Origin of the sequence: Burkholderia sp. MSMB1826, assembly GCF_001526325.1 — a bacterium.
Classification (GTDB): Bacteria; Pseudomonadota; Gammaproteobacteria; order Burkholderiales; family Burkholderiaceae; genus Burkholderia.
The window spans coordinates 20,305-46,006 of sequence record NZ_LOYN01000050.1 but is presented as its reverse complement, the minus strand read 5'-3'; the positions used below and the strand labels follow the sequence as shown (position 1 = coordinate 46,006).

Here is a 25,702-nt window from a genome sequence, read left to right as displayed (position 1 = left end):
CGCCTCGCATCATTGTACTGAAAGCACCATCCAGCCAACAGAGTATGATAATGGAATTATCATGTTCATCACATGAATAGACGGCCCGGCATCCGGCGCGGGCGGCGTGCGCGCCACGCTGCCCACGCCGGTTTTCCACCTGTACCCGCGCATCCGCGACGATCGAGCGAAGCCCTTATGCCAGCGCAGTACTTCCGAAACCTGACGGGAAAACACCGCAGCGCGACCGCGAACCGCCAGCTCGGGTTTTCGCTCGCGTTCGTCGCCGGCGCGGCCAATGCCGGCGGCTTTCTCGCGGTCAAGCAGTACACGTCGCACATGAGCGGCATCGTGTCGGCAATCGCCGACCAGACGGCCCTCGGCGACGTACGGTTCGCGCTCGCCGGCATCAGTTCGCTCGGGTCGTTCCTGATCGGCGCCAGTTGCTCGGCGATCCTCGTCAACTGGGGGCGCCGCCGCGGGCTGCACAGCCAGTTCATGCTGCCGCTGCTGGTCGAAGCCGCGCTGCTGTTGCTGTTCGGGCTGCTCGGCAGCCACCTCGCGCTGTGGGAAACCTTCTTCGTGCCGGTGACCGTGACGCTGCTGTGCTTCATCATGGGGCTGCAGAACGCGACGATCACGAAGCTGTCGGGCGCGGAAATCCGCACGACGCACGTGACGGGCATCGTGACCGATCTCGGCATCGAGCTCGGGAAGCTGTTCTACTGGAACCGCTCGGCCATCGACGTCGACGCGCACGCGGTGATCGCCAACCGTTCGAAACTGAGGATTCACGCGACGATGCTCGCGTCGTTCTTCGTCGGCGGCCTCGCCGGCGCCATCGGTTTCAAGCACGTGGGCTACGTATCGACCGTGCCGCTCGCGGCGATGCTCGTCACGCTCGCGATCGTGCCGGTGATCGACGATCTGCTCGCGCTGCTGCGCAGCAGACGCTGACCGTGCGCCACGGGCGGCGCTTGCGCACGGCAACGCCGAAAGCGGATCGATTATAATTTGATTAACATACCGACCACCCTCGCCCCGTCATGGAAACGAAAACCGCCCGCCTGACCGTCCTGATCGATCCCGCGAAGAAGGAAGCCTTCGAGATGCTCTGCGCGGAGCAGGATCTTACGCCGTCGCAAGTCGTGCGGCAGTTGATCCGCGAATATCTCGACCGGCACGGCGTCACGTACAAGACCCGGAGCGCGATCGGCAAGCGCGTGAAATAAGCGCGGCCGCAAAGGCACGCGCCGCCGCTCGGTGCCCCCAGGTATCCGCAACGACCGTTACGCGCCGATCTCCCAGCGTTCGTGCGACTGCGCGCGCCAGACCAGCCGGCGCGGATCGATGCCCTCGCCGTGCTTCATGCGCCTCGCGGTGGCCGCCAGCTTCAGTTCGCCGGCCTGCGGGCAGGCAAGCGCCCGCTCCAGCAGGATACGCAACGACGGCAGCCGGCTGCCGTCCTTCCATGCGAATGCAACGAAGTTGTTGTCGTCGCCGCACGGCGCCAGCGCATACGACGAACCGAATACCGATCGCAGTTGCTCGAGGTGCTGCGGCAATGCCGGATCGTCGTCCATGAAATTGATCGCGAGCACCCCGGATTCGCTCAGGCGCGCGCGGCACGCCTCGAGGAAGGTGCGGCCCGCACAGCGGCCGCGCATACCGTCGGCGACGAACGCATCGTGCAGGATCACGTCCGTGCGGACGTCCGCCCGTTCCAGATGATCCGCGCCATCCGCGCATATCACGCGCAAGCGCGCATCGTCGGCAGGAATCCTGAACACGTTGCGCAGCGCGATCACGTCAGGATTGATCTCGACCGCGTCGATCGCGGTGCCGGGCAGGTGGCGATAGCAGTACTTCGCGAGCGAACCGCCGCCGAGCCCGAGCATGCAGATGTGTGCGGGATCGGCCTGCAGCAGCAGGAAACCCATCATCACGCGCGTATAACCGAGCGTCAGCTGCACCGGATCGCGCAGCGACATGAAGCTTTGGGTGCCGAAATGATCGAAGTGCAGCGAGAGCGCGTGCTGCGTCTCCAGCACGAAGGGCCGGCCGTCGTTCAGCGGCGTCGCCAGGAACCTGACGAACGCGTCGTAGGAAGTTCGATCCTCGGCCATGCGCGGGTACTCGGCTGAAAACTCGGCGGATGAAAACGCAGATGCGACGGTCGCCTGAACCGCGCGCTCAGACCTTCTTCAGGTAGCACGCCTTCAGCATGAAACCGCCCATGTCGGTCTTGCAGTCGACTTCGTGATCGCCGCCGACGAGCCGGATGCTCTTGACCTTGGTGCCCATCTTCAGCGTGATCGACGAACCCTTCACGCGCAGATCCTTGATCAGCACGACCGAATCGCCGTCCGACAGCACGTTGCCGTTCGCGTCCTTGACGACGTCGCCTGCCGGTTCGTCGCCGGCCTCGGCGCCGGCGTCGGCCGACCATTCATGGCCGCAGTCCGCGCACACGGTCAGCGCGCCGTCGGGGTAGGTGTTTTCCATCGCGCATTGCGGGCAGGCGGGGGCGTTCATTGCGGTTTCCATTCGGGGAGGCGTTCGGGTCGATCGAGGATGCCGGACGAGCAGGTTGCGCGCCCGGAGGTGCGGCGACGCGCCCGCGGCAGGACCGCGAGCCGGCATCGGCGCACACGGCATTATAATGCAATTCACATGATCAGGCCGATGCATTATAATCGTCCACTTTCGACAATCCGCGAATTTGAATGCACCTTTGCAGCGGATGTCGGCAAGTTCGCACCGAATGGCGCATGCAATCCGCCCGGCCGGCGCCCCGCGACCCTGCGGGAAATCGTCGATGCCGGCCGCCCGAGGTCCCGCAGCACGTGCGCAACCGTGCATGTCGCGCGCTGCCGCGCCCACCCGCCCGGAGGCTTCCAGCATCGTGCCAACCGTCGTGTACGTTGAAATCGGCCCCGCCTGGAACCGCAATCGGGGGCGCGCCGCGCGCGACGCGGCCGTCGCCGCGGCACGCCGCTTCGAGAGCGACATCCAGTTGATCGCGAACGGGCACGGCAGCAACGCAAAAGACAGCGGCGCGATTGCGGCGCTCCAGGTTCACGGCGGCACGTCGGCCCAGGTGCTCGCCACCGGCCCCGACGAGGAAGCGGCGCTGCACGCGCTGCTGCCGTTGCTCCAGGCAAGCTGACGCCCGGCGCAGCCGATCCAGCGGCCGCGCGCCGTCCACCGAAACGCCATTTCCAGAGGAAGCGATGAACGACAACCTGACGTCCAACACCCCCAACCTGTCGGCCTCCGCGATCTGGGCGCTCGAACGCCTCGCGGATGTTCGTTACGGCCGCGACGCGCCGGCGCTCGGCTGGTCGATCGAACAGGAACTCGTCGGCGCGGGCTTCGTCAGCCATGCGGCGAACGGACGCTCAGGCGCGTCGATCACCGCGCAGGGTCGCAATTTCCTGAAGAGCCGCAAGTAACCTGCCGTTCGGCACGGACGCGATGCCGCGTTGTGCGCAACGCGCGCGCATCGATGCGCCGCCGTCGGGAAGCGGGCCGACCGCTCGCCGCAGTCGGTATGCGCGACGGGGATTCGCCATCGGGCGGCGAACGGCCCGCATTCGTCGAGCGCCCCGCGGACGCGCCGGACCGCGACGTCGTCACTCGGGCCGGTTGGTGCGGGCAGCGCCGGACCCGGCCATCCGCGCGATGCGGTCGCATGCACCGATGCAGGTGGGGATTTGCGTCCACATCGCCGTTTACGCGGTATCGTACGAGGCCCAAGCGCGGCGCGCTGCGTCGCCGCCCCTTCCTCATGGAACGCCCGATGACATTCAGCGCCGTACCCCCCGTTTCGTCCCCGCCCGTTCTCGATACGCCGCGCCTGATTCTCGAAGGCCATCCGCTCGGCGACTTCGACGCGCTCGCCGCGATGTGGGCGGAACCCGGCGTCGTCGCGCACATCTTCAACGGCGAGCCTTCCAAGCCGCGCGACTCGTGGATGCGCATGCTCGCGTATCGCGGGCTGTGGCCGCTGCTCGGCTATGGCTACTGGGCGATCCGCGAAAAGGCGTCGGGCCGCTATGTCGGCGATCTCGGCTTCGCGGATTTCCACCGGAACATCGAGCCGCCGATTCGCGGCGTGCCGGAAGCCGGCTGGGCGCTGGCGACGTGGGCGCAAGGCAACGGCTACGCGACCGAGGCGCTCGCTGCCGCGCTCGAATGGCTCGACGCGCAGCAGCGGTTCGAGCGCAGCGTGTGCCTGATCGCACCGACCAACGTCGCATCGATTCGGGTCGCGGAGAAAGCCGGTTACGGCGAGCCGCAGCGCATCCGCTTCAACGATGCCGATTCGTTGATGTTTTCGCGCAGGAGCCGCTAAGCGCGGCGAGCCGGCGGCCGGGTCAATCGGCGACCGGTTCGTAGCAATGCATGAACAGGCCGTCGTCCATCGGCCAGCAGTTGCCGCATTCGTCACGCAGGATCCAGTCGCCCGGCTTCACCGAGCGCCAGCCTTCCGGCGTCGCGACCGCCCACCTGCCGTGACGGCGCTCTACTCGTTCATGGTCGCCGTCGGCGAACCAGCGCGTTGCCTCGACCTGCCCGGCGCGTTTTCTGAATTTCATGCCACCACCGAAAGAAACGAATCTCAGTGTCGCGTTGCCGCGGCACCGGTGTCGAGCGACCGCGGCCGCACTCTCAGCGCGCTCGTTGCCGCGCGGGCCGCGTGCAACGCCGTCCAGCCTTCCGCGATGAGCGCCTCCAGCGTGTCGCGCGCGACGGTGGAGATCCGGACGTCGATCTCCTGCAGTTTCAGCAGCGCCGACACGACCTCGTCCGGTTGATCGGGTGCGAGCGCAACGATGAACGCCGAACGCCTCTCGGCAGCCCGGACGGCCTCGCTCCAGTCGGCACGCGCCACCGCTGCTTCGATCGCATGCGTGAGCGACTCGAGACTCAGGACGACTTGCAACGGCGTCATTTCGCCTCCCCGTGAATAATTCGCACTGTCCGCTTGCCCGCTCGCCGGGAGCCGGTGCGGCGTCGATCCGACCCGCGCGCCTCCGGCCCCGCACGCGCGCAGCATGACTCGACGTGTCGTCGAAGCAGGCAGTCGATGCGGCCGGGAAACGGACGCCACCGCAGTATGCGAGGCGAGTGAGTCAGGTTCGGGAATTGTAGGAACGGGACGCGCCCACGTCGGTAATATTTTGTAATGATATGTCGACTAACCTTGCCTGGCTTGGGTTCCGCCAGTGCGGACGCGATTCGCGACGCCGGATTGGCGCAAACGTTTTCGTCTGAAGGATGCCCGCTCGCGCATCGCCGCGCGCGCCGCGCCGGATCTCGCATCCGCCCGTTTCAATCTCGCACGCGGCCCGGCGCCGGCCGCCCCGCGCGTTCCCCCTTCCGGCAGCGATTGGCCCATAGCTCAGTTCACCGAACGATTCAGATTTCGTCACATACCGCCGGAATGTTGCGCAGTATCATCCACGTCGCTTCGGCTACGACGCGCTCGGACTGGGCCTGACCGCTCGCCACCTTCCCGTTTTGCCCCTTCGTTTACCGATGCCGATCCGAATCCTGCTCGTCGAAGACGACGTCCCGCTGTCCGCGCTGATCGCCGACTATCTGCGCCAGCATCATTACCAGGTGGACACGCTGTACGACGGCGCCGGCGCGGTGCCGGCGATCGTCGCGAGCCGCCCCGACCTGGTGCTGCTCGACGTCAACCTGCCGGGCAAGGACGGCTTCGAGATCTGCCGCGAGGCACGCGTACATTACGACGGCATCGTGATCATGGTGACGGGCCGCGACGAACCGTTCGACGAATTGCTCGGCCTGGAACTCGGTGCGGACGATTTTCTCCGCAAGCCGGTCGAGCCGCGCCTGCTGCTCGCGCGGATCAAGGCGCAGTTGCGGCGCACGCGCGTGCCGGCGGGCGACCCCGTGCCGGATTCGCCGCAGCGATACGTGTTCGGCAAGTTCTCGATCGACCGGGCCGATCGCCGCGTCCATCTTCCCGACGGCAGCATGCCGCGTTTGACGTCGACCGAATTCGATCTGCTGTGGGCCCTCGTGTGCCGCGCGGGCGAGGTGGTCAGCCGGGAGGACCTGACGCTGCTGCTGCGCGGCATCGCGTTCGACGGCCTCGATCGTTCGATCGACGGCCGCATCTCGAAGCTGCGCCGCAAGCTGCGCGACGATGCGAACGAACCGAAACGGATCAAGACCATCCGCTCCAAGGGCTATCAGTTCAGCAAGCACGCGTGGGATTGAGGCCGTGCGTGGACCGACGGACGGCATCGTGCAAACGCGGCCCGCGATGTCCGGCGCGCGCTCGCGGCTATTGCGGGCGAGCCGCGCCGGCATCCGCATTCGTGCCCGGGCCGGCCTGCCATCCGCCGCCGAGCGCCTTGTACAGCGCGACGAGATCGGTCGTCGTCTGCAGCGCACCCTGCTCGGCCTGCTGCCGGCCCTCCGACCATTGCCGCTCGGCGTCCAGCACGTCGAGAAACGGCGACAACCCCTTCCGGTAGCGATCGCGCGCGAGGTCCAGCGCGCCCTGTTCGGCCTTCACCGCATCGTCGAGCGCGGCCGCGCGCGCCTGGTCGGTGCGGTACACGGCCAGCGCATTGTCGACGTCGCGCAGCGCGACGAGCACGGTCTGCCGATAGGTCAGCGCCGCCTCGGCCTGGCGCGCCTGCGACAGCCGCAGGTTCGACACGAGCGCGCCGCCGGAAAAGATCGGCAGCGACACGGCCGGCCCGAACGCATAGAACAGATGCGACCAGTGCGCGAGCTCGCGCACATGCGACGCACGCAGGCCGACCTGCCCCGTCAGCGAAATGTCCGGATAGAACTGCGCGACCGCGACGCCGACGTCGGCGGTGGCCGCATGCAGCTCGGCTTCCGCGCGGCGGATGTCGGGGCGCCGGCGCGCGAGCGTCGACGGCAGGCCGACGGGTACGGTCGGCGGCACGTCCGGCAACGCGCGCGGGGCGGCGAGCCAGTCGTCGAGCGCGCCCGGCGCGCCGCCGACCAGATACGCGAGACCGTTGCGCAGCAGCACGATCTGCTGGTCGAACTGCGGCAGTTGCGCGCGGATCTGCGCGAGCCGCGCGTCGGCGCTGCGCACGTCGAGATCGCTCGCGAGACCATGCGCGGCCTGCTCGCGCGTCAGGTCGAGCAATTCGCGCTGCGCGCGTTGCAGGTCGTCGGCGAGCGCGCGCTGCGCTTGCGCGCCGCGCAGTTGCAGATAGGTCTGCGCGACCTCGGCCTCGAGCGACAGCAGCGCGTCGTCGCGGCTCGCGACCACCGCGCTCGTCTGGGCGCCGGCCGCTTCGACCGAGCGGCGCACGCGCCCGAACAGGTCCAGTTCCCACGACGCGTCGAACCCGGCCTGCCACAGGTTGACCGGCGCTTCGAGGGCATCGAGCGCGCCGCGCGCGCCTTGCTGCACGCTCGCGCCGGTTCCCGGCCCGAACCGGTCGAGCGGCGAGCCCGGCGCACCGAGGCGATCGACGCGCTGGTCGATGCCCTGTTCCTCGACGATGCCTTTCAGGCCGAGCTGTTCGCGCTGGTAGCTCGCGGTCGCACGCACGTCCGGTAAACCCTGCGCGGCGGCGGCGCGCACCTGCGCGCGCGCCTGTGCGATGCGCAGCACGGCGGCCTGCACGTCGAGGTTGTCGTGCGCGGCGCGCTCGACGAGCCGGTCGAGCAGCGGATCGCCGAATGCGCGCCACCAGCGCGGATCGGGGTCGGCGTCGATCGTCGGCGAAGACCGTGCGGCCGCGCCGGATGCGGGGGCCGCCGCCCGGCCGTCCGCCTGCATCGCATGCCAGGTGTCCGGGACGTCCGCGTGCGGCGGCTGGTAGTCGGGCCCGACGGTGCAGCTGGCGACACCGGCGCATCCGATGAATATCGCCGCCGCGCGACACGCGATAGCGCGAATCAGGCGGCGGTTGCGGTGATCCCGATGCATGTGCATGTCAATGCCCTCCCGCGCCGCCCGCGGCCTTCGCCGGCGTGAACAGGAACGTCAGCGGGATGCTGAACGCGCAGAACACCGCGAGGATCGCGAACACGTCGATATACGCGAGGATCGTCGCCTGCGCGATGAACGTCTCGTACAGCCGCCCGTTCGCCGTCTGCAGCGCGGCCGACGGCGGCGCGCCCGTCAGCGCGGCGATCGCGCGCGCGTTCTCCTGCAGCGCGTCCTGGAAGTTCTGCGACAGCGTCGACATGTGCGTGGACAGATGGGCCATGCGCGCCTGCGTACGTTCGCGGATCAAGGCGGTCGACACCGAGATGCCGATCGAGCCCGCGACGTTGCGGAACATCGTGAACAGCGCGGACGCGTCGTCGTTGAGCCGCTGCGGCACGGTCAGGTACGCGAGCGTCGTGATCGGCACGAACATGAAGCCGATCGCGAGCGACTGCGCACACCGGATCATCATGAGGTGCGTGTAGTCGATGTCGGGCACCAGCGTGCGCGAATAGATCAGCGACGCGCACAGCAGCACGAAACCGAACCCGACGAGATAGCGCGTCTGCACGTGCGGCATCAGCCGGCTCACGAGCGGAATCTCGAGCGTGATCAGCAGCGCGCCGGGCGACAGCACGAGCCCCGCGAGCGTCGCCGTGTAGCCGAGACGCTGCTGCGCGAGCTGCGGCACGATCACCGCGCTGCCGTACAGCACGGCCGCGAACGTCGCGATCGTCACGCAGCCGAGCGCGAAATTGCGGTCGCGCAGGCATGACAGGTCGACCACCGGTTTCTTCGTGCGCAGCAGCCACAGCGTCGCGCCGATCAACCCGAGTGCGGACAGCACCGCAAACACGCGGATGAAGTTCGAGCCGAACCAGTCCTCGTCCTCGCCGCGATCGAGCATCACCTGCAGGCAACCGAGCCCGATCGCGATCAGCCCGATGCCGATGTAGTCGATGGAGATCCCGCGCTCGGCGCCGCGCCGCCACGGCGGATCCTCGACGAGCTGCATCACCGCGAGCACCGTCAACGCGCCGATCGGCACGTTGAGCAGGAACACCCAGCGCCACGAGAAATGGTCGGTGATCCAGCCGCCGAGCGTCGGCCCGAGCACCGGCGCGACGACGATCGCGATCGCCGAGATCGAGAACGCGCGGTTGCGCTGCTCGGGCGGAAACGTATCGAGGATGATCGACTGCTGGTTCGGCTGCAGCCCGCCGCCGAACAGCCCCTGCAACACGCGGAACACGATCAGTTCGCCGAGGTTGGTCGCGACGCCGCACAGGAACGAGCACACGGTAAACGCGGCGATGCACAGCAGGAAGTAACGCTTGCGGCCGAGCATGCGCCCGAGGAAGCCCGAGATCGGCAGCACGATGCCGTTCGCGACGAGATACGACGTGAGCGTCCAGGTCGCCTCGTCGTAGCTCGCCGACATCGTGCCGGCGATGTGCGGCAGCGCAACGTTGACGATCGTCGTGTCGAGGATTTCCATGAACGCGGCGAGCGTGACGACGATCGCGATGAGCCACGGGTTCGCGGCGGGACGCCACGTGCCATCGGATGCGCCGCTGCGATCGGGCGGCCGGTTCATCGGCGGGCCTCGTCAGGCGGGAACGGCATGCGGGTATCGGGCATCGGATCGCTCCGGTCGGAACCGGCCGCGGTACGGCGGCCGGTCATTTCAGATGGACGGTCGGCACGACCGACAGGCCGAGACCGAGCGGCGGACGGGTCGGCAGCGGACCGTCGAGCACGATCTTCACCGGCACGCGCTGCACGATCTTCACGAAGTTGCCGGTCGCGTTCTCGGTTGGAAACGCGGAGAAGCGCGACCCGCTGCCGAGCTGGATGCTGTCGACGTGGCCGTGCAGATCGAGATCCGGATACGCGTCGACCGACACGTCGACGCGGTCGCCGATGCGCATCCGCTCGAGCTGCGACTCCTTGAAATTGGCGGTGATCCACACGCGCGGCGTGACGATCGAGAAGATCGACGTGCCCGGTTGCAGGAACGAGCCCAGTTGCACGTTGCGTCGCGTAACCCAGCCGTCGGACGGCGCGCGCATTTCGCAGTACGACAGGTTCAGGTTGGCCGTCTCGAGCTGCGCGCGCGCCTGCAGCACCTGCTGGCGGCGCTCCTCGACGGCCGTCTCGGCCTGCCGGATCTGCTGCGGCACGAGGCTCGCGGTACGCGCCTGCGCCTGGGCCATCGCGACGTTCGCGTCGGCGGTCGCGCGCTGCGCGTCGGCGGCGTCGATCGCCTGCTGCGACGTCGCGCGCGCATCGACCGCGCGCTGCCGCGCCTGCGCGGCGAGCGCCTGCCGGTACGCGGCTTCCGCGGATTCGATCTGCGCGCGCGCCTGCCGGTACTGGGCCGGATACTGCACGCGCGCGATATCGAGTTGCACGCCCGCCGCGTCGAGCTGCGCCTGCGCGAGACCGAGCTGCGCCTGCGCCGCATCGACCTGCGCGCGGTAGTCGCGCGGATCGATCTCGACGAGCACGTCGCCGCGCCGCACGAACGTGTTGTCGTCGACCGCCAGCCGCGTCACGTAGCCGGACACGTGCGGCGCGACCGCGATCGCGTTGCCGTCGGTATACGCATCGTCGGTGCTGACCTGGTTGCGCGTCGCGAACCACCAGACGAACCCGGCGACGAGCAGCACGAACACCACCGCGCCGAGGATGATCAGCGGCTTTTTGCCGGGGCGCTTGCGTTCGCCGTCGCCGTTGCCGCCTTCTCCGTCGCCGCCGGTGCGGCCGCCGCGATCGTCGTGCGGACGGTGGTCGCCGCCACCGCCGCCCGGTGCGTCGGTCGGGCGCTCGCTGCTGCCGTCCGGCGCGGCGCCCGAACCGCCGCCGCCAGGCTGGCTGTCGCCCGCACGCATGACGGCGGTCGGCCTGCGGGCGGGCAGCGACGTCGACGGCACGGCATCGGGCAACGCCGGCGCGAACGCGTCCGGCGCACCGGCGCCGCGTCGTCCGGGCGTCGACGCGCGCCGGAGCGCGACGCCGAGTCGCTCGCGAACGGATAACGGGCACAGGATCGCATCGGGCATGAAACGGGGCTCCAGGCGGCGGCCGCGAGCGTCATTGCCCGCGCCGACCTCAAGCGCGCGGTCAAGCAAACAGCGGACCCGGCGACGTACTTCGCCCGAACCCGGCACGCCCGATGCGCGACGGGTACGCTTCGACGGCCCCGACAGGATTCGCGAACCATGACACGCTCGACCTCGCTCGATACCGACACGCGCGACGAAGATCGCGGCGACAGCACGCCCGGCCCCGAAGGCAAGCGCCGCGGCACGGCCACGCCGCCGCCGCGCAGCGCACGCGACCCGGCCGAAGGCAAGCCGGCCGAGCCGGAAGGCGGAACGCCGCCGCCTCGCACGCCATCGGGCGAACACGGCGATTCGTGACCGCCGCGCGTCGCATGGAAGCGCCGCCCGGGCGGCCGCGACAGGCGGCGGCAGAAATGACAAGCCGTTGAAAAATCGCGGACAGGCGGTCCGGCAGGCTTCCCCGCAACGCTCATGCGACGGCCAGCGCGGCGGCGACGCAGGAACGCATGTTGCGACACCGGCCCATGGATCTTTCAATCACCCGTCGCCCGCCCTTCATGACGCTCCCCGACCCGTCCGATTTCCCTCTGCGCGCGGTGCCGCTCGCGCCGCTGGCGAAGGAACGTGCAACGATCGTCTGCCATCGCAACCGGCGCGTGCTGCTGGTCGCGCGCGGACCGTCGTCGCGCTGGACGCTGCCGGGCGGCGTGATTCGCCGGGGCGAATCGGCGCTCGACGCCGCGCATCGCGAACTTCGGGAGGAAACGGGGCTCGTCGATCTCGAACTCGCGTATTTCTTCTACGTGGACGGAAGCGTGAAACGCCATCACGTATTCGTCGCGAACCTGCCGCGCGGCGCCCACGCGTGCCCGGGCCGGGAAATCGCGCTGTGCCGCTGGGTCCGAATCGACGCGGTGCCGCACTGGCCGGCGAGCGCGCCGACGCAGCGCATCATTCGCCAGTTCGCGGACCTGGACGCCGCGTGCGGTTGGTAACCGGCGCCGGTCACGCGTCTTTCGTCGACTTGCCGAGCCCGGCGACCGGCGACTGCGGATCGCGCGCGAGCCCTTGCGCGAAGACCTTCAGCCCTTCCAGCAGCGGCGTCAGCGCATCCCACAGCGCCTCGTCGTGCAGTAGCCGGTAGATGCCGCGCACGCCGGGCGCGACGTGCGCGTGCTGCGCCGGCTGCCATGCGCCGACGTGACGCAGTGCGTCGGCTGCCGCAAACGCAGCGCGGCCGAACTGTTCCGGCGGAATGCGCGACAGCGCCGTCACGAGCATCGCGAGATTCTGCATGCCGCTCTGCATGCCGGGCTTGTCGAGCGCGTCGACGAACGTGTCGGCCAGCCGCGCGTTCGCGCTGACCACCTCGTTCGCGAAGCGCAGGAAGCCGTGCCGATGCAGGCTGCCGAGCAGGTGTTCGAGCGCGTCATGCGCGCCGGGCTCCGGATGCGGAGGCGTCGTGTCGGGGGGCTGGCGTTCGGTCATGGGCTTGCTCCGGTTGGGGCGCCAGGCCGCCGTCGTGCCGGCAGCCGTGCGTGCGCCGAATGCGTGTCGTATTCGTTCGCCGGCCCGCCGGTGCGGGCAGCCGCGGCCACGTCAGTGCGCATGACCGCCGGGCGGCGCCTTGTATTCGCTGCGCGCGCCCATCGCGTCCTCGACGTGATGCACGCCATGCAGTGCGGCGACGCCGTCGATCAATGCCTGCCGTTCGGACTCCTCGACCTGCCCGGTCAGGCACACGTTGCCGCGCTCGACGCTCACGTCGATGTCGCGCGGGCGACCGACGAGCCGGCCGAGCGCGGCACGCACGCGCTCGGCGACCTGCACGTCGCTCGCATCGCCCGCGAGCCAGTCCGCCCGCAGGCCGGCGATCGCGCCGCGCGCATGGTCGGCCGCCCGCTTCGCCTGCGTATTCGCATAATCGACCACGCCATGCCGGCCCGCAACCGCCTTGTCGCGCAGATAAGCGCGTCGCCGCCGGCCGGACGAAGGATCGAGGAAGTACATCGCGGCCGCCCCGCACGCAACGGCCACCGCAAGATTCAACAACGGATTCGAAGGGGTTCTGGAGTTCATGGAGGCACCGTAGGCAATACCCGGGACAGCCGGGCTTCGTTTCGGCATGCAGCACGTGCCGTTCCCCGGTGCGAGCGTCGCGTGCAAGCCGTCGCGTCGCGATGCGCCGCCGGAAACGACAAGCGTTTGAAAAATCATCGGGCCGCGCATCGCTCGACCTGAAAATCGGAGAATCGGAAGCTCAGGGCTCGGGCGTGCCGGCCGTTTCCGCGCGCTTGCCGCCCGGCTCGTCCTCGCCGCGCTCGGCCGCGCGCTGCGCCATGTCGACGTAGGTCTGCGCGAGCGCGCGCAACTCCTCCTCCGACGCATCCTCGATCCCGATCAGCCGGTCGCTCGCCGCGCGCGTGACCGCGAGCAACTCGTCGAGCTTGAGGTGCAACGCCACGCTGTCGCGGTTCTGGTTGCGCTGCAGCAGGAACACCATCAGGAACGTGATGATCGTGGTGCCGGTATTGATGACGAGCTGCCACGCATCGGAGTAATGAAACACCGGCCCGCTCGCGAGCCACAGCACGGTGATGGCGACCGCGCTGCCGAACGCCACCGGCGAACCGGCCCACGTGGTCACGCTCGACGCAAAACGTTCGAACGCGCGGGTGACGGCGTGCCCGGCCGGCCTCGAACTCGCGCCGGGCTCGCACGCCGTATCGCGACGGTCGCTCGGTGGTTCGTTGGGTTCGCGCATGAAAGCCTCCTCCGATTCGATGGTTTGTTTGAATGGGCATGAAGCGCGTCGCGCCCGCCGCGAAGCGGACGCAAGCGTGGGCCGCCGGGTCGGCCCCGGCCGCGCGCCGTCGAGACGAGCATCGCGCGTGCCCGGCCCGCACGCCCATGCGGCCGCGTCTTCACCGCGGCGCGTGCGTATCCTCGTCGTCCGGGAAATAGCGCGTGTCGGTCAGCTGCGCGATGCCGTCGAGATCCGGAAAGATCGTCGCGACGCTCACGCCGACGCCGGCAAGCTCCTGCCGGATCGTCGCGAACCGGGCGCCCGGCACGACGATGCGCACGAGACGGCCGGCGAGGTCCGCGTGCGCGTCGAGCGGCACGAAACGCTCGGCGCCGGCGTCGTAACTATGAATCGTGAACCAGCCGTCCTGCGCGGTGATCCTCGGCATCACGTGGCGCGGCCGGAACACCTTGGTGCGCGTGACCTGCAGCGGGGCGCGCCGTTCGGCGGCGGTCGCGATGTCGTCGGCGTCGTGCGACAGGCACCACACCACGCCGTCTCCGCCCGATTCGCCCGCGCGCCGGACCGCGAACCACAGCGCGGCCAGTGCGTTGCCGGACCAGTCGAGCAGGCGCGTGCGCATCCCGTGCTGCTGCGCGAGCGCCAGCCAGTCGCACGCATCGAGGCTCTGCCCGGGTTCGAGATGCGGCAGCGCGCGCCGCGTGAATTCGTCGAGCATCCGCGCTTCGACGTCGGGCGACGCGCGCTGCCGCGCGATGCCCGGCACGAGCGGCCAGCCGGCGTTGCACTGGCCGCGAAAGAGTCGCAGCGCCATCGTCCGGCGCTGCGCACCGATCACGGCCATGTAGTCGGCCACGCTGTCGACCGAGCGGTCTGCCGCCTCGTGCTCACCGTCCATGTCTCGCGCCTCCTGTCGCTTTTGCCCGTATTCGCGGCCGTCGCGGCGGCTCGTGTCCGACGGCGTCGCGACCGGTACGGCCGGCTGCGTATCGCCGTATCGCATCGCGGCTCACGGCGTCTTGCCGTGCTCCTTCTGCCAGCGCTCCATCAACGCGATCTCGTCGCGCTGCGCGGCGACGATCCGGCTCGCGAGTTGCCGCAGCGTCGGGTCCTTGCCGTATTTGAGCTCGACCTGCGCCATGTCGATCGCGCCCTGGTGATGCGGCGCCATGTGCGCGACGAAATCGCGGTCGGCGTCGCCCGTGTACGGTGCGCTCTCCATCGCTTCCATCATTTTTCGGTCGGCGCGCTTGAACGCCTGCGTGGACGTGTCGGGCACGCTGACGGGATTGGCGGGGCGCAACTGCCCGGCCGCGGGCAGCGTCGACGCGCACGCCGCGAGCAGTGCGCAGGCGGCGCAACGGCGCGGGAATGAACGGTTGAATGCTGGCATGAGACGATTCCTCGACAAGAAAGTGAATGGTTCGCTTGCGGCATCCTCGCGCGCAAGCACACGCCGTATCGGTCGCCGCCGGAGCCGCGCCGCGCGATTCACCGCCATCGCCCGCGCGCATGCGCATCGCCGCGTGCGACCAGCGCCCGGATGCGGTCGGCGGTGCGGCAGGCGATCGCCTGGATCGTCAGCGACGGATTCACGCCGCCCACCGTCGGAAACACCGAGCCGTCGCACACCCACAGATTCGGAATGTCCCAGCTGCGGCAATCGGCATCGACGACGCTCGTCGCCGGGTCGTCGCCCATCCGCACGGTGCCGGCGAGATGGCACGTGTCGTCCTCCTCGTGCCAGATGTCGCGCGCGCCGGCCGCCTCCAGCGAACGCTCCATCTGCGCGAGCGCATGGCGGATCATCCGGCGATCGTTGTCGTCGTACGAATAGGTCACGCGCGCGACCGGCAGCCCGAACGCGTCGCGTTCGTCGGCGAGCGTCACGCGGTTGTCCGCGCGCGGCAGCGTCTCGCCGACGATCTTCAAGCCGGCCTGGAAGTTGTAGCGCGCCATCTCGCGCTTCAGCGCGTCGCCCCACAGCCCGCGCGCGGCGACCTTGCGCGCCCATTCGATCGGCAGCGGGCCCTGGCTCATCCAGCAATAGCCGCCGAAGAAATCCTTGCCTTCGTCCGCGTAGTTCCAGTGCTCGGTGATCGACAGCGACGGCGGCCCCTTGTACCAGCGCACTTCGTCGTCCATCGTCCCCCACGACGCCTGGTTGAGCTGCGCCATCAGGTAGCGGCCGACGAGCCCCGAGCGGTTGGCGAGCCCCTGCGGATGCCGTCCGTTCGCGGACAGCAGCAGCAGGCGCGGCGTCTCGATCGCATAACCGGCGACGACGACGTTGCGCGCGCGCTGGAACCGCGTGCGGCCGTCGCGCGCGTAGTGCACGCCGGTCACGCGATCGCCGTCGGCCTCGATCCGCAGCGCCATCGCGAGATCGCGCACTTCGGCGCCGGCCGCGACCGCCCGCGGAATCCACGTGACGAGCGCACTCTGTTTCGCGTTGGTCGCGCAGCCGGCGATGCAGAAGCCGCGATACACGCACGGATGCGCGCGGCCGCGCGGCGCGGACAGCGTCGCGAGCGGCGTCGGCGTCCAGTCGATGCCCAGTGCCTCGGCGCCGCGCGCCAGCACGAGCGCGGCCGCGTTCAGTTCGTGCGGACGATACGGATAGCGCGGGCGCGGCGGCCCCCACGGGTAGTTCACCGGCCCGCTGATCTTCAACGCCTGTTCGACCTCGCGGTAGTAGCGCCACATCTCGCGCCAGTCGAGCGGCCAGTCGACGCCGTAGCCGAGTGCGGTGCGCGAACGAAACCACTCGGGCCGGAACCGCAGCGACACCATCGCGAAATGCACGGTGCTGCCGCCGACCGCGCGACCGCTGTTGTTGGTACCGAGCGTGAGCGGATCGGCGCCGTCGCAGATCCGCTCGTCGGTCCAGAACAGCTTGTGCTGATGCGTCTCGTCGGACGCGAATTCCTCGAGCGGCCGCCACCATGCGCCCGCGTCGAGCGCGACGACCGAGAAGCCGTATTCGGCGAGCTTGCACGCGAGCGTGCCGCCGCCGGCGCCGGTGCCGACGATCACGAAGTCGACCGCGTCGTCGTCGCGGAACATCCGCATCGGCGACCAGCCGCCGACCCGCAACGGATCGGGCGCACGGCCGTCGCGGCCGCGCGGCGACGGGATGGACAGCGGTTCATCGGCGGCCATCGCGATCGCCCTCCTCCACGCGCATTTCCGCTTCCCACGGGTCGCGCCGGTTGAAGTCCATCCGCACGTAGCCGCGCGGGCTCGCGGGGCCGCCGAAGCCGATCTCGTTCCACGCGAACGGATGGCCGTAATACGCGCCGCAGATATCCATCAGCACGCGCTTCGCGAAGAACGTGCGCGGGTCCATGCCGGCCCAAGCCGGTTCCACCTGTCGATCGACGTCGCCTTTCTGCACCGCGTGCAGCAACGCGTCGGCGTCGCGCGCGGCGAGCGCCGCGAACGGGCAGCCGTGCGCGTGCCGCGCCATTGCGTCGAGCGCGGCGAGACCCGTCTGCCACGCGGCGCGCAGCGGCGGAAGACGCGCATCGCGATAGCCGTCGCCGTCGTCGGCCGCGAGCCGCGCATCGACCAACGCGGCGGTCGGAATCGCGCCGGCCCCGCCCGGCTGCTGCGGCACGATGCGCGCGCACAACGCACCGAGCGTCGCGAATCGTTCGGCATCCAGATGACGCGGCGCATTCGCCGCGACGCGCAGGCGCGCATCGATCGCGCGTCGCGTCGCATCGTTCCACGACGGCGTGTCGCGCTTGGCGAGCACGTCATAGCCCGGATAGCGCGGCAGCGCGACCGGCTTGCGGTTCGCATCGTTCATGGCGCCTCCTGTTCGGCGAGCGCGGTCGCGGCCAGCCCCGCGATCGCGAGCGCGGTGAAGCTCGGCGGCGCCGGCAGCGGCGGCCCCGACAGCAGGTTCTGCGACCAGTTGCGCCAGCCGCCCATCTGCCGCGCGACGCCGCGCGCATGAAACGCGACGCCGACGAACCCGAGCACGGCCGTCGCGCGCAGCCACCCGCGGCAGAGCCACCGGTCGGCGCGCGGGCGCGACAGCGCGAGCCGGGCAGTCGCCAGCGCGGCGAGCGGCGGCACGACGAGCGGCGCGAACATCGCGCGATGCTGGAACGCGCCGCGAAAATGCAGCAACCCGACTTCGCCGAGCGTGCCGACGAGCCCCGCCGCGACCAGCCCGGCAAGCGCGCGCCCGGCCGGCAGCCCCGCGAGCCGCGGCGCATCGGCAGGGCTCTCGCGCAACCGCTCGCCCGCCGCGCCCAGCGCGCCCGACAGCAGCAGCGCGAACGGCGCGCCGAGCGGTGCGCCATAGAACAGGTTGTGCCAACTGAAACCGCCCGGCCGCTTCGTCACGTTGTACAGGTGGAACGCGGAACCGGCGACGCCGACCGCGGCCGATGCGACGTGCACCGCGTCGCGCAGCCGGTGACGCATGGGCGTATCGTCCGCGTGGCCGTGCACGCTCGCGATCACCGACAGCGTCGACATCGCGAGCGGCGCGAGCATCGCGCGATTGTGAAAGGTGCCGCGATAGTGTTCGACGCCGCTGTCGGCGAGCACCGAGCCGGCCAGCAGCAACGCGCTGCGATTCAGCAGCCGCGCGGCGTCGGCCAGCAATCTGTCGCGCTCGGCGGCGCGATGTCGGCGGTGTCGCATCGTTCCTCCTCGTCGGGGTTAAAGCGCGAAATCCAGCAGGTCGGCGGTGCGCAATTCGAGGCCGAGCCCGGCGCGCGTCGCGTCGATTTCCAGTGCGCCGTCGACGAGCGTCGGCGCGCCGTCGAACAGCATCCGCTCGAGGCGGACATGATCGTGAAACCATTCGACGTGGCGCAGGCGCGGCGCCGCGCAACCGATGTGCCGGTGCAGCGCGGGCGCGCAATGCGCGGACAGGTCGACGTGGTGCGCATCGGCGAGCGCGGCGGCCGCGAGAAAACCGCTGACGCCGCCGCAGCGCGTCGCGTCGGCCTGCAGCACGTCGACCGCCCGCCCTTCCAGCAAGCGCCGAAAATCGTCGGGCGTATACGCGTACTCGCCGGCCGCGACGTCGATGCGCGCGCCGACGTGCTCGCGCACGAATCGCAGCCCGGCGACGTCGTCGCTGCTGACGGGCTCCTCGAACCACCGAACGTCGCAATCGGCGGCCGCCTGCGCGAACGCGAGCGCCGTGCGCGGCGCGTACGCGCCGTTCGCATCGACGAACAGGTCGACGTCAGGCCCGAGCGCATCGCGCGCCGCATGCACGCGCGCCGGATCGCGCGCATCCTGCACGCCGATCTTGATCTTGCATGCGTGCACGCGCTCGGCGCGCCATCCGTCGAGCTGCGCGGCGAGCGTCGGCGCATCGTAAGTCGTGAACCCGCCGCTGCCGTACACCGGCACGCGTTCGCGCAGGCGGCCCAGCAGCAGCGCGAGCGGCACGTCGGCGAGCTTCGCCTTCGCGTCCCACAGCGCGGCGTCGAGCGCCGATATCGCGGTCGCCGCGATCCCGCTGCGGCCGACGTTGCGCACCGCGCGCCACAGCGCGTCGACGGCGGCCGGGATGTCCACCGCCGGCCGGTTGCGCAGCACGCCGGCCAGCAGCGACGTGACGAGCGGCACGGCGCTCGCATCGGTGTACGTATAGCCGAGCCCCGTCACGGGCCCCGCGTCGATCTCGACGACGACGACCGTCGTCGCGGTCCATGCATAGGTGCCGTCGGCTTCGGGCCGGTCGGTCGGCACGCGGTACGCGCGAGCGCGCACGGCGTCGATCGCCGGCGCGGTGGAAAGGGCCATCTTTGCGCTCCGGTCTGCTTGCTTTTTGCTTGCGGAGAACCCGTGCAACCGCTGTGCCCGACGCACGCGACGCGGCACGTGCCTTGCGCGGCTGCCTCGCATCGACTCATCCCGAACCAAGGAGAAACGGCATGGCGACAGTGGCGGATTTCATCGTCGAGCGGCTCTACGAGTGGGGCGTGCGCCGCATCTACGGCTACCCGGGCGACGGCATCAACGGCTTTTTCGGCGCGCTGAACCGCGCCGACGGCAAGATCGAATTCATCCAGGCGCGCCACGAGGAGATGGCGGCCTTCATGGCGTCCGCGCATGCAAAATTTACAGGCGAGCTCGGCGTATGCGTCGCGACGTCGGGGCCCGGCGCCGCCCACCTCGTGACCGGCCTGTACGACGCGCGGCTCGACCACATGCCGGTGCTCGCGATCGTCGGCCAGCAGGCGCGCGCGTCGCTCGGCGGCCACTATCAGCAGGAAGTGGATCTGCCGGCGCTTTACAAGGACGTTGCGGGCGCATTCGTTCAGCTTGCGACGGTGCCCGGCCAGGTGCGCCATCTGGTCGATCGCGCGGTGCGCACCGCGCTCGGCGCGCGCACGGTCACCGCGCTCGTGCTGCCGAACGACCTGCAGGAGCTCGACTATGCGCCGCCGAAACGCGCGCACGGCACCGTGCATTCGGGGGTCGGCTATACGGCGCCGAAAGTCGTGCCGTATGCGGACGACCTGCGGCGTGCGGCCGACGTGCTCAACGCGGGGTCGAAAGTCGCGCTGCTGGTCGGCGCCGGCGCGCTGCACGCGACCGACGAGGTCATCGCGGTGGCCGACCGGCTTGGCGCGGGCGCCGCGAAAGCGCTGCTCGGCAAGGCCGCGCTGCCGGACGACCTGCCGTGGGTGACCGGCTCGATCGGGCTGCTCGGCACCAAGCCGAGCTACGAGCTGATGACCGAATGCGACACGCTGCTGATCGTCGGCTCCGGTTTTCCGTATTCGGAATTCCTGCCGAAGGAGGGCCAGGCGCGCGGCGTGCAGATCGACCTGAAGGCCGACATGCTGAGCCTGCGCTACCCGATGGAAGTCAATCTGGTCGGCGACAGCGCCGAGACGCTGCGCGCGCTGCTGCCGCTGTTGAACGAGCGGCGCGATACCGCATGGCGCGACCGGATCGCGAAATGGAACCACGACTGGCACGAGACGCTCGCGGCCCGCGCGGCCGCGAAAGCCAGCGCGGGGCGTGGCGTCAATCCGCAGCGCGCGTTTACCGAGCTGTCGCCGCGCCTGCCCGACGACGTGATCCTGACGAGCGATTCGGGCTCCTGCGCAAACTGGTATGCACGCGACCTGACGATGCGGCGCGGGATGATGGGCTCGCTGTCCGGCGGGCTCGCGTCGATGGGCGCCGCGGTGCCCTACGCGATCGCCGCGAAATTCGCGCATCCGGTGCGCCCGGTGATCGCGATGGTCGGCGACGGCGCGATGCAGATGAACAACATGGCCGAGCTGATCACGGTCGCCAAATACTGGCGCCAGTGGCCCGACCCGCGCTGGATCTGCATGGTGCTGAACAACGAGGACCTGAACCAGGTCACGTGGGAGCAGCGCGTGATGGAGGGCGACCCGAAGTTCGACGCGTCGCAGCAGATCCCGAACGTGCCGTACTACCGCTTCGCGACGCTGCTCGGCCTCAAGGGCATCTACGTCGACGATCCCGAGCAGCTCGGCGCCGCGTGGGACGAGGCGCTCGCGTCCGACCGGCCGGTCGTGCTCGAAGTGAAGAGCGACCCCGAGGTGCCGCCGCTGCCGCCGCACGTGACGCTGCAGCAGGCGAAGCATTTCGCCGAAATGCTGGTGAAAGGCGACGCGCGCGAAGCCAACGTGATCGTCGAGACCGCGCGGCAGGTGCTGTCGGCCGTGCTGCCCGGCAACGGCGAACACGGCGGCAAGGCCGGCAAGGGCAGCCACGGAGGGAAAGGCGAATCGTAAGGCAGGCAAGCGCGGGACGACGCGGCTAGTCGATGTCGACGTCGTCCCGCCCGTCGCCGTGCAGCGCGAGCGCCGCATTCACGAGCCCGACCTGCGCGAGCGTGAACGGAAAATTTCCGCATAGGCGCCGCGCGTTCACGTCGTACTCCTCGGACAGCAGCCCGACGTCGTTGCGCAAGCCGAGCAGCCGCTCGAACAGCGCGTGCGCGTCGTCGTCGCGCCGCTGCAGCCGGTACACCTGCACGAGCCAGAAGCCGGCCGCGAGAAACGCGCCTTCGTCGCCCTCGCAGCCGTCCGCGAAACGCGGCGGGCGATAGCGGAACGGCAAGCCGTCGTCGACCAGTTCGCGCTCGATCGCGGCGACCGTCGCGACCACGCGCGGGTCGGTCGCGTCGAGCATCCCGGTGAGCGGAATCAGCAGCAGGCTGACGTCGATGCCGTCGCCGTCGAAACGGTCGACGAAGCGGCCGAGCTGCGCGTGGTAGCCGCGCTCGAGCACCTCCGCGCGCACCGCGTCGGCCCAGCGTCGCCACACGTCGAGCGGCGCGTGGTGGCCGAACGCGCGCGCGGAGCGGTATGCGCTTTCGACCGCGGCCCACACCATCACCTTCGACGACGTGAACGGGTGCCGCCCGCTGCGCACCTCCCAGATGCCTTCGTCCGGCTCGCGCCAGATCGTCGCGAGATGTTCGAGCAGGCGCCGCTCGAGCGTCCACGCGTCGTCGTCGGGCGGCAGCCCGTGCCGGCGCGCCTGATACAGCGCGCCGAGCACCTCGCCGTACACGTCGAGCTGCAACTGGTCGGCCGCCGCGTTGCCGAAACGCACCGGCCGCGCGCCTTCGTAGCCGGCCAGATGCGCGGCCTCCCATTCGGACGCGCGCCGCCCGCCATCGGCCGCATACAGCACCTGCAGTTGCGACGGATGATCGGCGATCGCCCGCACGAGCCAGTCGCGCCAGCGCGCGGCTTCGTCGCGATAACCGCAGCGCACCAGCGCGCGCAGCGTGAAGCTCGCGTCGCGCAGCCAGCAGAACCGGTAGTCCCAGTTGCGCGCGCCGCCGAAGCGCTCGGGCAACGAACTGGTCGGCGCCGCGACGATGCCGCCGGTGCGCAGGCTCGACAGCAGTTTGATCGTGATCAGCGCACGTTCGACCGCGTCGCGATACGGGCCGTCGGCCGCGTTGCAATTCGACCAGACGCGCCAGAATGCCTGCGTGTCGCGCAGCGACGCATACGCGTCGGGCACGGCCGGCGCCGGGTCGAACGAACGCGCGTAACTGATGCAGAAATCCGTCCGCTCGCCCGCCGAGATCCGGCGCGTGCCGACGAGCCGGTCGCTCTGCACGTCGAGCCGCGCATCCGTGTCGAGCCACATCGCGTCGCCGCCCGTCATCATCCTCCAGCGCCGGCCGAAACGCCGGCACCACGGCAGCGCGCCGCCGTAGTCGAAGCGCACGCCGAGATCGACGTCGACGTCGACCGTCCCGCGCACGCCGCACACGCTGCGGATCAGGCACGGATCGCGTGCGTTCCAGCTCATCCAGTCGGTGATCGCGATGCAGCCGGACGGCGTGTCGAACGTCGTCTCGAGTATCGCGGTGCCCGGCAGATAGCGCCGCGTCACGCGCGCATCCGGCTCGCCCGGCGCGATCCGGAACCGGCCGTTGTCCGGCGTGCCGACGAGCGCGGCGAAGCACGGCGGCGAATCGAAGTCCGGCAAGCACAGCCAGTCGATGCTGCCGTCGCGGGCGACGAGCGCCGCGCTGCGGCCGTCGCCGACGAGCGCGTAATCCTCGATCCGCATCGCGCTCACCGGTTCCGCTTACGCGCGACGGCAACCGCGGTCGCGAGCACGGCGACCGCTGCGCCGAACGCGAGCGCACGCGACGCGCCGAGCCCGGCCTCGACGCCGGTGCGGCACGCTTCGTCGGTGAACGCGCCGCGCGTCGCATGGCCGCCGGGCACGCTCGTCCACAGGTTCGACGGGCGCGGGCCGGCAGGCGCGGCGCGCTGCTGGCCGCGCACCGCCGTGCGTGCGAGATAGCGGTCGAACCAGCCGGGCGCGATACCGTTCGCAACGATCGCCGCGAGCGACGACCAGCCGACCCAGCGTTCGCGGCACGGATGCCGCGCGGCATGCACGATCGCATCGGCCGCCACCTCCGGCGCATAGACCGGCGCGACCGGACGCGGTGCGTGCGGCAGCGCGGATTCGGCCCAGTCGAACTGCGGCGTGTCGATCGCGGGTAATTGCACCATCGTCACGCGCACACGGCTGTGCGCATGCAGCAGCTCGCAGCGCAGCGCGTCGGTAAAGCCGCGGATCGCGTGTTTCGCGCCGCAGTACGGCGCTTGCAGCGGAATCGACCGGTACGCGAGCGCGGAGCCGACCTGCACGATCGTGCCGCGGTTGCGCGGCCCCATTCGCGCAAGCGCGGCCCGCGTGCCGTATACGCAGCCGAGGTAAGTCACGGCCGTCACGCGCGCATAGTCTTCCGGCGGAATTGCGTCGAACGGCGCGAACACGGTGACCATCGCGTTGTTGACCCACACGTCGAGCGGCCCGAGCTCGCGTTCGATCCGCTCGGCGGCCGCGTCGAGCGCGGCCGCATCGCTGACGTCGACGGCGATCGGCAGCGCCCGGACGCCGTACGCCCGCACCTCGCACGCGGTGTCGTGCAGTGCGTCCGGGTCGCGAGCGAGCAGCGCGACGTTCGCGCCGCGCCGCGCGAACGCGTGGGCGGTCGCGCGGCCGACGCCGGCGCTCGCGCCGGTGATCGCGACGGTCTTCACGGTCGGTTCCTCCCGTTTTCCGATGAGGGCCGGCATGCCGACGCAGCTTTTGCGCCGCAGCGTGCCGGAACGCGATCGGCGCAGCAAACGACATGCCGCCGGCGATGCGGACCCATGCGGACCGTACCGCGCCGGCGCGCGCCGTGAACGGCCGCCCGATTTACAAACCGGCTGTAACGCACCGGCGCGTTGCGTGCGCCATTGCGCGTTGCCGCAGCCGCCTGCGTGCGAGCCGCGTACGCACGGAACTTGCTCCGCCGCGAACGGCTTTGGTCATGCCGCCGCCATCGGCAAGGAGTCGCGTTGCTCGTTCCGTTGTCCAGAAAAACGCGTCGTATCGCATGCATCGCACCGTTCGCGTGGGCGGTCGCGCCGCTCGTCGCGCGCGCGGCCGCCGAGCCTGCGGCGCCCGGCAATAATCCGACCGCGCCGCTGCCGCTCGCCTACGTCGTGCACGCGGCCGGCCCCGCCGCGCAGCCGGTCTTCGTGCTCGGCTGGGCGCTGCTCGCGCTGTGCCTGTTCGTCTGCGTCGCGATCGCCGTGCTGCTGCTGATCGCGCTGTTTCGCCGTCGCGCGCGGGCGGGCGGCGGCCACGGCAGCGGGCTGACGATCGTGACCGTGGGCTCGGCGATCTCGATCCTGCTGCTGTTCGGCGCGCTCGTCTACATGCTGCGCGTGCTCGGCGCGATCGCGACGCCGCCGCGCCCGCCCGCGCTGACGATCGCGGTAACCGCGCACGACTGGTGGTGGGCCGTTCGTTATCCCGACGATGCCGACGGCCCGGCCTTCGTCACCGCGAACGAAATCCATATTCCGGTGGGCGAGCCGGTCGCGATCGAACTGAAGAGCGCCGACGTGATCCATGCGTTCTGGGTGCCGCAACTCGCCGGCAAGACCCAGACGATTCCCGGCCAGACCAATCGCCAGTGGCTGCAGGCCGACCGGCCGGGCGTCTATCGCGGGCAGTGCTCGCAATACTGCGGCGCGCAGCATGCGCACATGGCGTTCGAAGTCGTGGCCGAGCCGCCGGCCGCGTTTCGTGCGTGGCTCGCCGCGCAACGCCAACCGGCGCAGGCGCCCGCGGCCGGCGCCGAGCGCCGCGGCCAACGCGTGTTCGCCGCGCGCTGCGCGGGCTGCCACGCGGTGCGCGGCACCGACGCAACGGGCGACGCGGGCCCCGATCTCACGCACGTCGGCACGCGCCGGCTGCTCGCGGCCGGCACGCTCGACAACACGCCCGACGACCTGCGCCGCTGGATCGCGCATGCGCAGCAGCTCAAGCCGCAATCGCTGATGCCGTCGATCGCGCTCGCGCCGCGCGACGCCGACGATCTCGCCGCGTATCTCGCGACGCTGCACTGAACCGAGGATGCCG

The 25,702-nt window shown here is 70.2% G+C and carries 28 protein-coding genes; 10 read left to right on the top strand and 18 right to left on the bottom strand.

Features of this window, described 5'->3' with window-relative positions:
• The first annotated feature begins 177 nt into the window (after positions 1–177).
• Together WS95_RS28030 and WS95_RS28025 are read left to right on the top strand one after the other, a co-directional pair.
• Positions 178–936 carry a YoaK family protein gene (locus WS95_RS28030; protein WP_059499325.1) on the top strand — a complete coding sequence of 253 codons (759 nt, stop codon included), beginning with the start codon at positions 178–180 and terminating at the stop codon, positions 934–936.
• An 89-nt stretch (positions 937–1,025) separates the two neighbouring features.
• The gene (locus WS95_RS28025; RefSeq protein WP_006489181.1) at positions 1,026–1,211 is read left to right on the top strand and encodes a ribbon-helix-helix protein, CopG family; all 186 of its coding nucleotides are present in this window, start codon (positions 1,026–1,028) and stop codon (positions 1,209–1,211) included.
• Positions 1,212–1,268: 57 nt separating this feature from the next.
• Here WS95_RS28025 and WS95_RS28020 read toward each other — a convergent pair whose 3' ends face one another.
• A complete protein-coding gene (locus tag WS95_RS28020) occupies positions 1,269–2,105 on the bottom strand; it encodes a hypothetical protein (RefSeq protein ID WP_059827269.1) in 837 nt (278 codons plus the stop codon).
• Positions 2,106–2,172: 67 nt separating this feature from the next.
• Positions 2,173–2,526: a zinc ribbon domain-containing protein YjdM gene (locus tag WS95_RS28015; protein ID WP_373557108.1), complete on the bottom strand. Its 354-nt coding sequence runs from the start codon at positions 2,524–2,526 to the stop codon at positions 2,173–2,175.
• 313 nt (positions 2,527–2,839) lie between these two features.
• Between WS95_RS28015 and WS95_RS28010 the strand changes: the two genes are divergently transcribed.
• The 3 genes from WS95_RS28010 to WS95_RS28000 all read left to right on the top strand — a co-directional run bounded on the left by WS95_RS28010 (position 2,840) and on the right by WS95_RS28000 (position 4,336).
• Complete coding sequence (locus WS95_RS28010; protein WP_236872844.1) at positions 2,840–3,148, top strand: HPr family phosphocarrier protein; 309 nt, start codon at positions 2,840–2,842, stop codon at positions 3,146–3,148.
• A 64-nt stretch (positions 3,149–3,212) separates the two neighbouring features.
• On the top strand, positions 3,213–3,434 hold the full coding sequence (locus WS95_RS28005) for a hypothetical protein (protein WP_034209183.1): 222 nt from the start codon (positions 3,213–3,215) through the stop codon (positions 3,432–3,434).
• Between the two features lie 335 nt (positions 3,435–3,769).
• Positions 3,770–4,336: a GNAT family N-acetyltransferase gene (locus WS95_RS28000; RefSeq protein ID WP_059827267.1), complete on the top strand. Its 567-nt coding sequence runs from the start codon at positions 3,770–3,772 to the stop codon at positions 4,334–4,336.
• Between the two features lie 22 nt (positions 4,337–4,358).
• On the opposite strand, the gene WS95_RS27995 is transcribed toward WS95_RS28000, so the two are convergent.
• Positions 4,359–4,580, bottom strand: a complete 222-nt coding sequence (locus WS95_RS27995) for a hypothetical protein (RefSeq protein ID WP_034209185.1) — start codon at positions 4,578–4,580, stop codon at positions 4,359–4,361.
• Between the two features lie 23 nt (positions 4,581–4,603).
• The gene (locus tag WS95_RS27990) at positions 4,604–4,936 is read right to left on the bottom strand and encodes a hypothetical protein (protein WP_034209186.1); all 333 of its coding nucleotides are present in this window, start codon (positions 4,934–4,936) and stop codon (positions 4,604–4,606) included.
• Positions 4,937–5,523: 587 nt separating this feature from the next.
• Between WS95_RS27990 and WS95_RS27985 the strand changes: the two genes are divergently transcribed.
• A complete protein-coding gene (locus tag WS95_RS27985; RefSeq protein ID WP_034209187.1) occupies positions 5,524–6,234 on the top strand; it encodes a response regulator in 711 nt (236 codons plus the stop codon).
• Between the two features lie 67 nt (positions 6,235–6,301).
• Here WS95_RS27985 and WS95_RS27980 read toward each other — a convergent pair whose 3' ends face one another.
• The 3 genes from WS95_RS27980 to WS95_RS27970 all read right to left on the bottom strand — a co-directional run bounded on the left by WS95_RS27980 (position 6,302) and on the right by WS95_RS27970 (position 11,007).
• Positions 6,302–7,945 carry an efflux transporter outer membrane subunit gene (locus tag WS95_RS27980; protein ID WP_059827265.1) on the bottom strand — a complete coding sequence of 548 codons (1,644 nt, stop codon included), beginning with the start codon at positions 7,943–7,945 and terminating at the stop codon, positions 6,302–6,304.
• A 1-nt stretch (position 7,946) separates the two neighbouring features.
• The gene (locus WS95_RS27975) at positions 7,947–9,539 is read right to left on the bottom strand and encodes a DHA2 family efflux MFS transporter permease subunit (protein WP_034209189.1); all 1,593 of its coding nucleotides are present in this window, start codon (positions 9,537–9,539) and stop codon (positions 7,947–7,949) included.
• A gap of 85 nt (positions 9,540–9,624) precedes the next feature.
• A complete protein-coding gene (locus WS95_RS27970) occupies positions 9,625–11,007 on the bottom strand; it encodes an HlyD family secretion protein (protein WP_059827262.1) in 1,383 nt (460 codons plus the stop codon).
• 159 nt (positions 11,008–11,166) lie between these two features.
• Between WS95_RS27970 and WS95_RS27965 the strand changes: the two genes are divergently transcribed.
• Positions 11,167–11,367: a hypothetical protein gene (locus tag WS95_RS27965; protein ID WP_059779927.1), complete on the top strand. Its 201-nt coding sequence runs from the start codon at positions 11,167–11,169 to the stop codon at positions 11,365–11,367.
• Between the two features lie 200 nt (positions 11,368–11,567).
• Positions 11,568–12,005: an NUDIX hydrolase gene (locus WS95_RS27960; protein WP_059779928.1), complete on the top strand. Its 438-nt coding sequence runs from the start codon at positions 11,568–11,570 to the stop codon at positions 12,003–12,005.
• Between the two features lie 10 nt (positions 12,006–12,015).
• On the opposite strand, the gene WS95_RS27955 is transcribed toward WS95_RS27960, so the two are convergent.
• The 9 genes from WS95_RS27955 to WS95_RS27915 form a co-directional block, all read right to left on the bottom strand.
• Positions 12,016–12,498: a hypothetical protein gene (locus WS95_RS27955; protein WP_059779929.1), complete on the bottom strand. Its 483-nt coding sequence runs from the start codon at positions 12,496–12,498 to the stop codon at positions 12,016–12,018.
• A 111-nt stretch (positions 12,499–12,609) separates the two neighbouring features.
• Complete coding sequence (locus WS95_RS27950) at positions 12,610–13,089, bottom strand: BON domain-containing protein (protein ID WP_059779930.1); 480 nt, start codon at positions 13,087–13,089, stop codon at positions 12,610–12,612.
• A 181-nt stretch (positions 13,090–13,270) separates the two neighbouring features.
• On the bottom strand, positions 13,271–13,774 hold the full coding sequence (locus tag WS95_RS27945; protein WP_059779931.1) for a low affinity iron permease family protein: 504 nt from the start codon (positions 13,772–13,774) through the stop codon (positions 13,271–13,273).
• Positions 13,775–13,934: 160 nt separating this feature from the next.
• Positions 13,935–14,675: an FRG domain-containing protein gene (locus WS95_RS27940; RefSeq protein WP_059780002.1), complete on the bottom strand. Its 741-nt coding sequence runs from the start codon at positions 14,673–14,675 to the stop codon at positions 13,935–13,937.
• Between the two features lie 111 nt (positions 14,676–14,786).
• Complete coding sequence (gene copM, locus WS95_RS27935; RefSeq protein WP_059779932.1) at positions 14,787–15,170, bottom strand: CopM family metallochaperone; 384 nt, start codon at positions 15,168–15,170, stop codon at positions 14,787–14,789.
• A 98-nt stretch (positions 15,171–15,268) separates the two neighbouring features.
• Positions 15,269–16,939, bottom strand: a complete 1,671-nt coding sequence (locus tag WS95_RS27930) for a GMC family oxidoreductase (protein ID WP_059779933.1) — start codon at positions 16,937–16,939, stop codon at positions 15,269–15,271.
• Positions 16,926–17,591 carry a gluconate 2-dehydrogenase subunit 3 family protein gene (locus WS95_RS27925; protein WP_059779934.1) on the bottom strand — a complete coding sequence of 222 codons (666 nt, stop codon included), beginning with the start codon at positions 17,589–17,591 and terminating at the stop codon, positions 16,926–16,928. Before WS95_RS27925 ends, WS95_RS27930 begins: the two co-directional genes overlap by 14 nt.
• Positions 17,588–18,439, bottom strand: coding sequence for a hypothetical protein (locus WS95_RS27920; protein ID WP_059779935.1), 852 nt, complete (start codon positions 18,437–18,439; stop codon positions 17,588–17,590). The genes WS95_RS27925 and WS95_RS27920 overlap by 4 nt, the downstream gene beginning before the upstream one ends.
• An 18-nt stretch (positions 18,440–18,457) precedes the next feature.
• On the bottom strand, positions 18,458–19,558 hold the full coding sequence (locus tag WS95_RS27915; RefSeq protein ID WP_059779936.1) for an enolase C-terminal domain-like protein: 1,101 nt from the start codon (positions 19,556–19,558) through the stop codon (positions 18,458–18,460).
• A gap of 131 nt (positions 19,559–19,689) precedes the next feature.
• Here WS95_RS27915 and WS95_RS27910 point away from each other — a divergent pair, with 131 nt between their 5' ends.
• Positions 19,690–21,534 (top strand): thiamine pyrophosphate-requiring protein, encoded by a 1,845-nt coding sequence (locus WS95_RS27910; protein WP_059827260.1) that lies wholly within the window; start codon positions 19,690–19,692, stop codon positions 21,532–21,534.
• Between the two features lie 25 nt (positions 21,535–21,559).
• Here the strand turns inward: WS95_RS27910 and WS95_RS27905 are convergent, their stop codons facing one another.
• Both WS95_RS27905 and WS95_RS27900 read right to left on the bottom strand, forming a co-directional pair.
• Positions 21,560–23,338 carry a glycoside hydrolase family 15 protein gene (locus tag WS95_RS27905; protein ID WP_059827504.1) on the bottom strand — a complete coding sequence of 593 codons (1,779 nt, stop codon included), beginning with the start codon at positions 23,336–23,338 and terminating at the stop codon, positions 21,560–21,562.
• Positions 23,339–23,343: 5 nt separating this feature from the next.
• Entirely contained in the window at positions 23,344–24,327 is a 984-nt protein-coding gene (locus tag WS95_RS27900; RefSeq protein WP_059827506.1) for an SDR family oxidoreductase, read from the bottom strand.
• Between the two features lie 303 nt (positions 24,328–24,630).
• Between WS95_RS27900 and coxB the strand changes: the two genes are divergently transcribed.
• On the top strand, positions 24,631–25,689 hold the full coding sequence (gene coxB, locus WS95_RS27895) for a cytochrome c oxidase subunit II (protein ID WP_059779939.1): 1,059 nt from the start codon (positions 24,631–24,633) through the stop codon (positions 25,687–25,689).
• Positions 25,690–25,702: the final 13 nt, after the last annotated feature.

Coding starts and splice junctions, on each gene's coding strand:
- WS95_RS28000 (WP_059827267.1), top strand. CDS start 3,770: ATGGAACGCCCGATGACATTCAGCGCCGTACCCCCCGTTTCGTCCCCG.
- WS95_RS28020 (WP_059827269.1), bottom strand. CDS start 2,105: ATGGCCGAGGATCGAACTTCCTACGACGCGTTCGTCAGGTTCCTGGCG.
- WS95_RS27910 (WP_059827260.1), top strand. CDS start 19,690: ATGGCGACAGTGGCGGATTTCATCGTCGAGCGGCTCTACGAGTGGGGC.
- WS95_RS28015 (WP_373557108.1), bottom strand. CDS start 2,526: ATGGAAACCGCAATGAACGCCCCCGCCTGCCCGCAATGCGCGATGGAA.
- WS95_RS28030 (WP_059499325.1), top strand. CDS start 178: ATGCCAGCGCAGTACTTCCGAAACCTGACGGGAAAACACCGCAGCGCG.
- WS95_RS27945 (WP_059779931.1), bottom strand. CDS start 13,774: ATGCGCGAACCCAACGAACCACCGAGCGACCGTCGCGATACGGCGTGC.
- WS95_RS28010 (WP_236872844.1), top strand. CDS start 2,840: ATGTCGCGCGCTGCCGCGCCCACCCGCCCGGAGGCTTCCAGCATCGTG.
- WS95_RS28025 (WP_006489181.1), top strand. CDS start 1,026: ATGGAAACGAAAACCGCCCGCCTGACCGTCCTGATCGATCCCGCGAAG.
- WS95_RS27990 (WP_034209186.1), bottom strand. CDS start 4,936: ATGACGCCGTTGCAAGTCGTCCTGAGTCTCGAGTCGCTCACGCATGCG.
- WS95_RS27925 (WP_059779934.1), bottom strand. CDS start 17,591: ATGAACGATGCGAACCGCAAGCCGGTCGCGCTGCCGCGCTATCCGGGC.
- WS95_RS27970 (WP_059827262.1), bottom strand. CDS start 11,007: ATGCCCGATGCGATCCTGTGCCCGTTATCCGTTCGCGAGCGACTCGGC.
- WS95_RS27975 (WP_034209189.1), bottom strand. CDS start 9,539: ATGAACCGGCCGCCCGATCGCAGCGGCGCATCCGATGGCACGTGGCGT.
- WS95_RS27920 (WP_059779935.1), bottom strand. CDS start 18,439: ATGCGACACCGCCGACATCGCGCCGCCGAGCGCGACAGATTGCTGGCC.
- WS95_RS27985 (WP_034209187.1), top strand. CDS start 5,524: ATGCCGATCCGAATCCTGCTCGTCGAAGACGACGTCCCGCTGTCCGCG.
- WS95_RS27950 (WP_059779930.1), bottom strand. CDS start 13,089: ATGAACTCCAGAACCCCTTCGAATCCGTTGTTGAATCTTGCGGTGGCC.
- WS95_RS27930 (WP_059779933.1), bottom strand. CDS start 16,939: ATGGCCGCCGATGAACCGCTGTCCATCCCGTCGCCGCGCGGCCGCGAC.
- WS95_RS27940 (WP_059780002.1), bottom strand. CDS start 14,675: ATGGACGGTGAGCACGAGGCGGCAGACCGCTCGGTCGACAGCGTGGCC.
- WS95_RS27960 (WP_059779928.1), top strand. CDS start 11,568: ATGACGCTCCCCGACCCGTCCGATTTCCCTCTGCGCGCGGTGCCGCTC.
- WS95_RS27980 (WP_059827265.1), bottom strand. CDS start 7,945: ATGCACATGCATCGGGATCACCGCAACCGCCGCCTGATTCGCGCTATC.
- WS95_RS27905 (WP_059827504.1), bottom strand. CDS start 23,338: ATGCGGATCGAGGATTACGCGCTCGTCGGCGACGGCCGCAGCGCGGCG.
- WS95_RS28005 (WP_034209183.1), top strand. CDS start 3,213: ATGAACGACAACCTGACGTCCAACACCCCCAACCTGTCGGCCTCCGCG.
- WS95_RS27915 (WP_059779936.1), bottom strand. CDS start 19,558: ATGGCCCTTTCCACCGCGCCGGCGATCGACGCCGTGCGCGCTCGCGCG.
- WS95_RS27965 (WP_059779927.1), top strand. CDS start 11,167: ATGACACGCTCGACCTCGCTCGATACCGACACGCGCGACGAAGATCGC.
- WS95_RS27955 (WP_059779929.1), bottom strand. CDS start 12,498: ATGACCGAACGCCAGCCCCCCGACACGACGCCTCCGCATCCGGAGCCC.
- copM (WP_059779932.1), bottom strand. CDS start 15,170: ATGCCAGCATTCAACCGTTCATTCCCGCGCCGTTGCGCCGCCTGCGCA.
- WS95_RS27995 (WP_034209185.1), bottom strand. CDS start 4,580: ATGAAATTCAGAAAACGCGCCGGGCAGGTCGAGGCAACGCGCTGGTTC.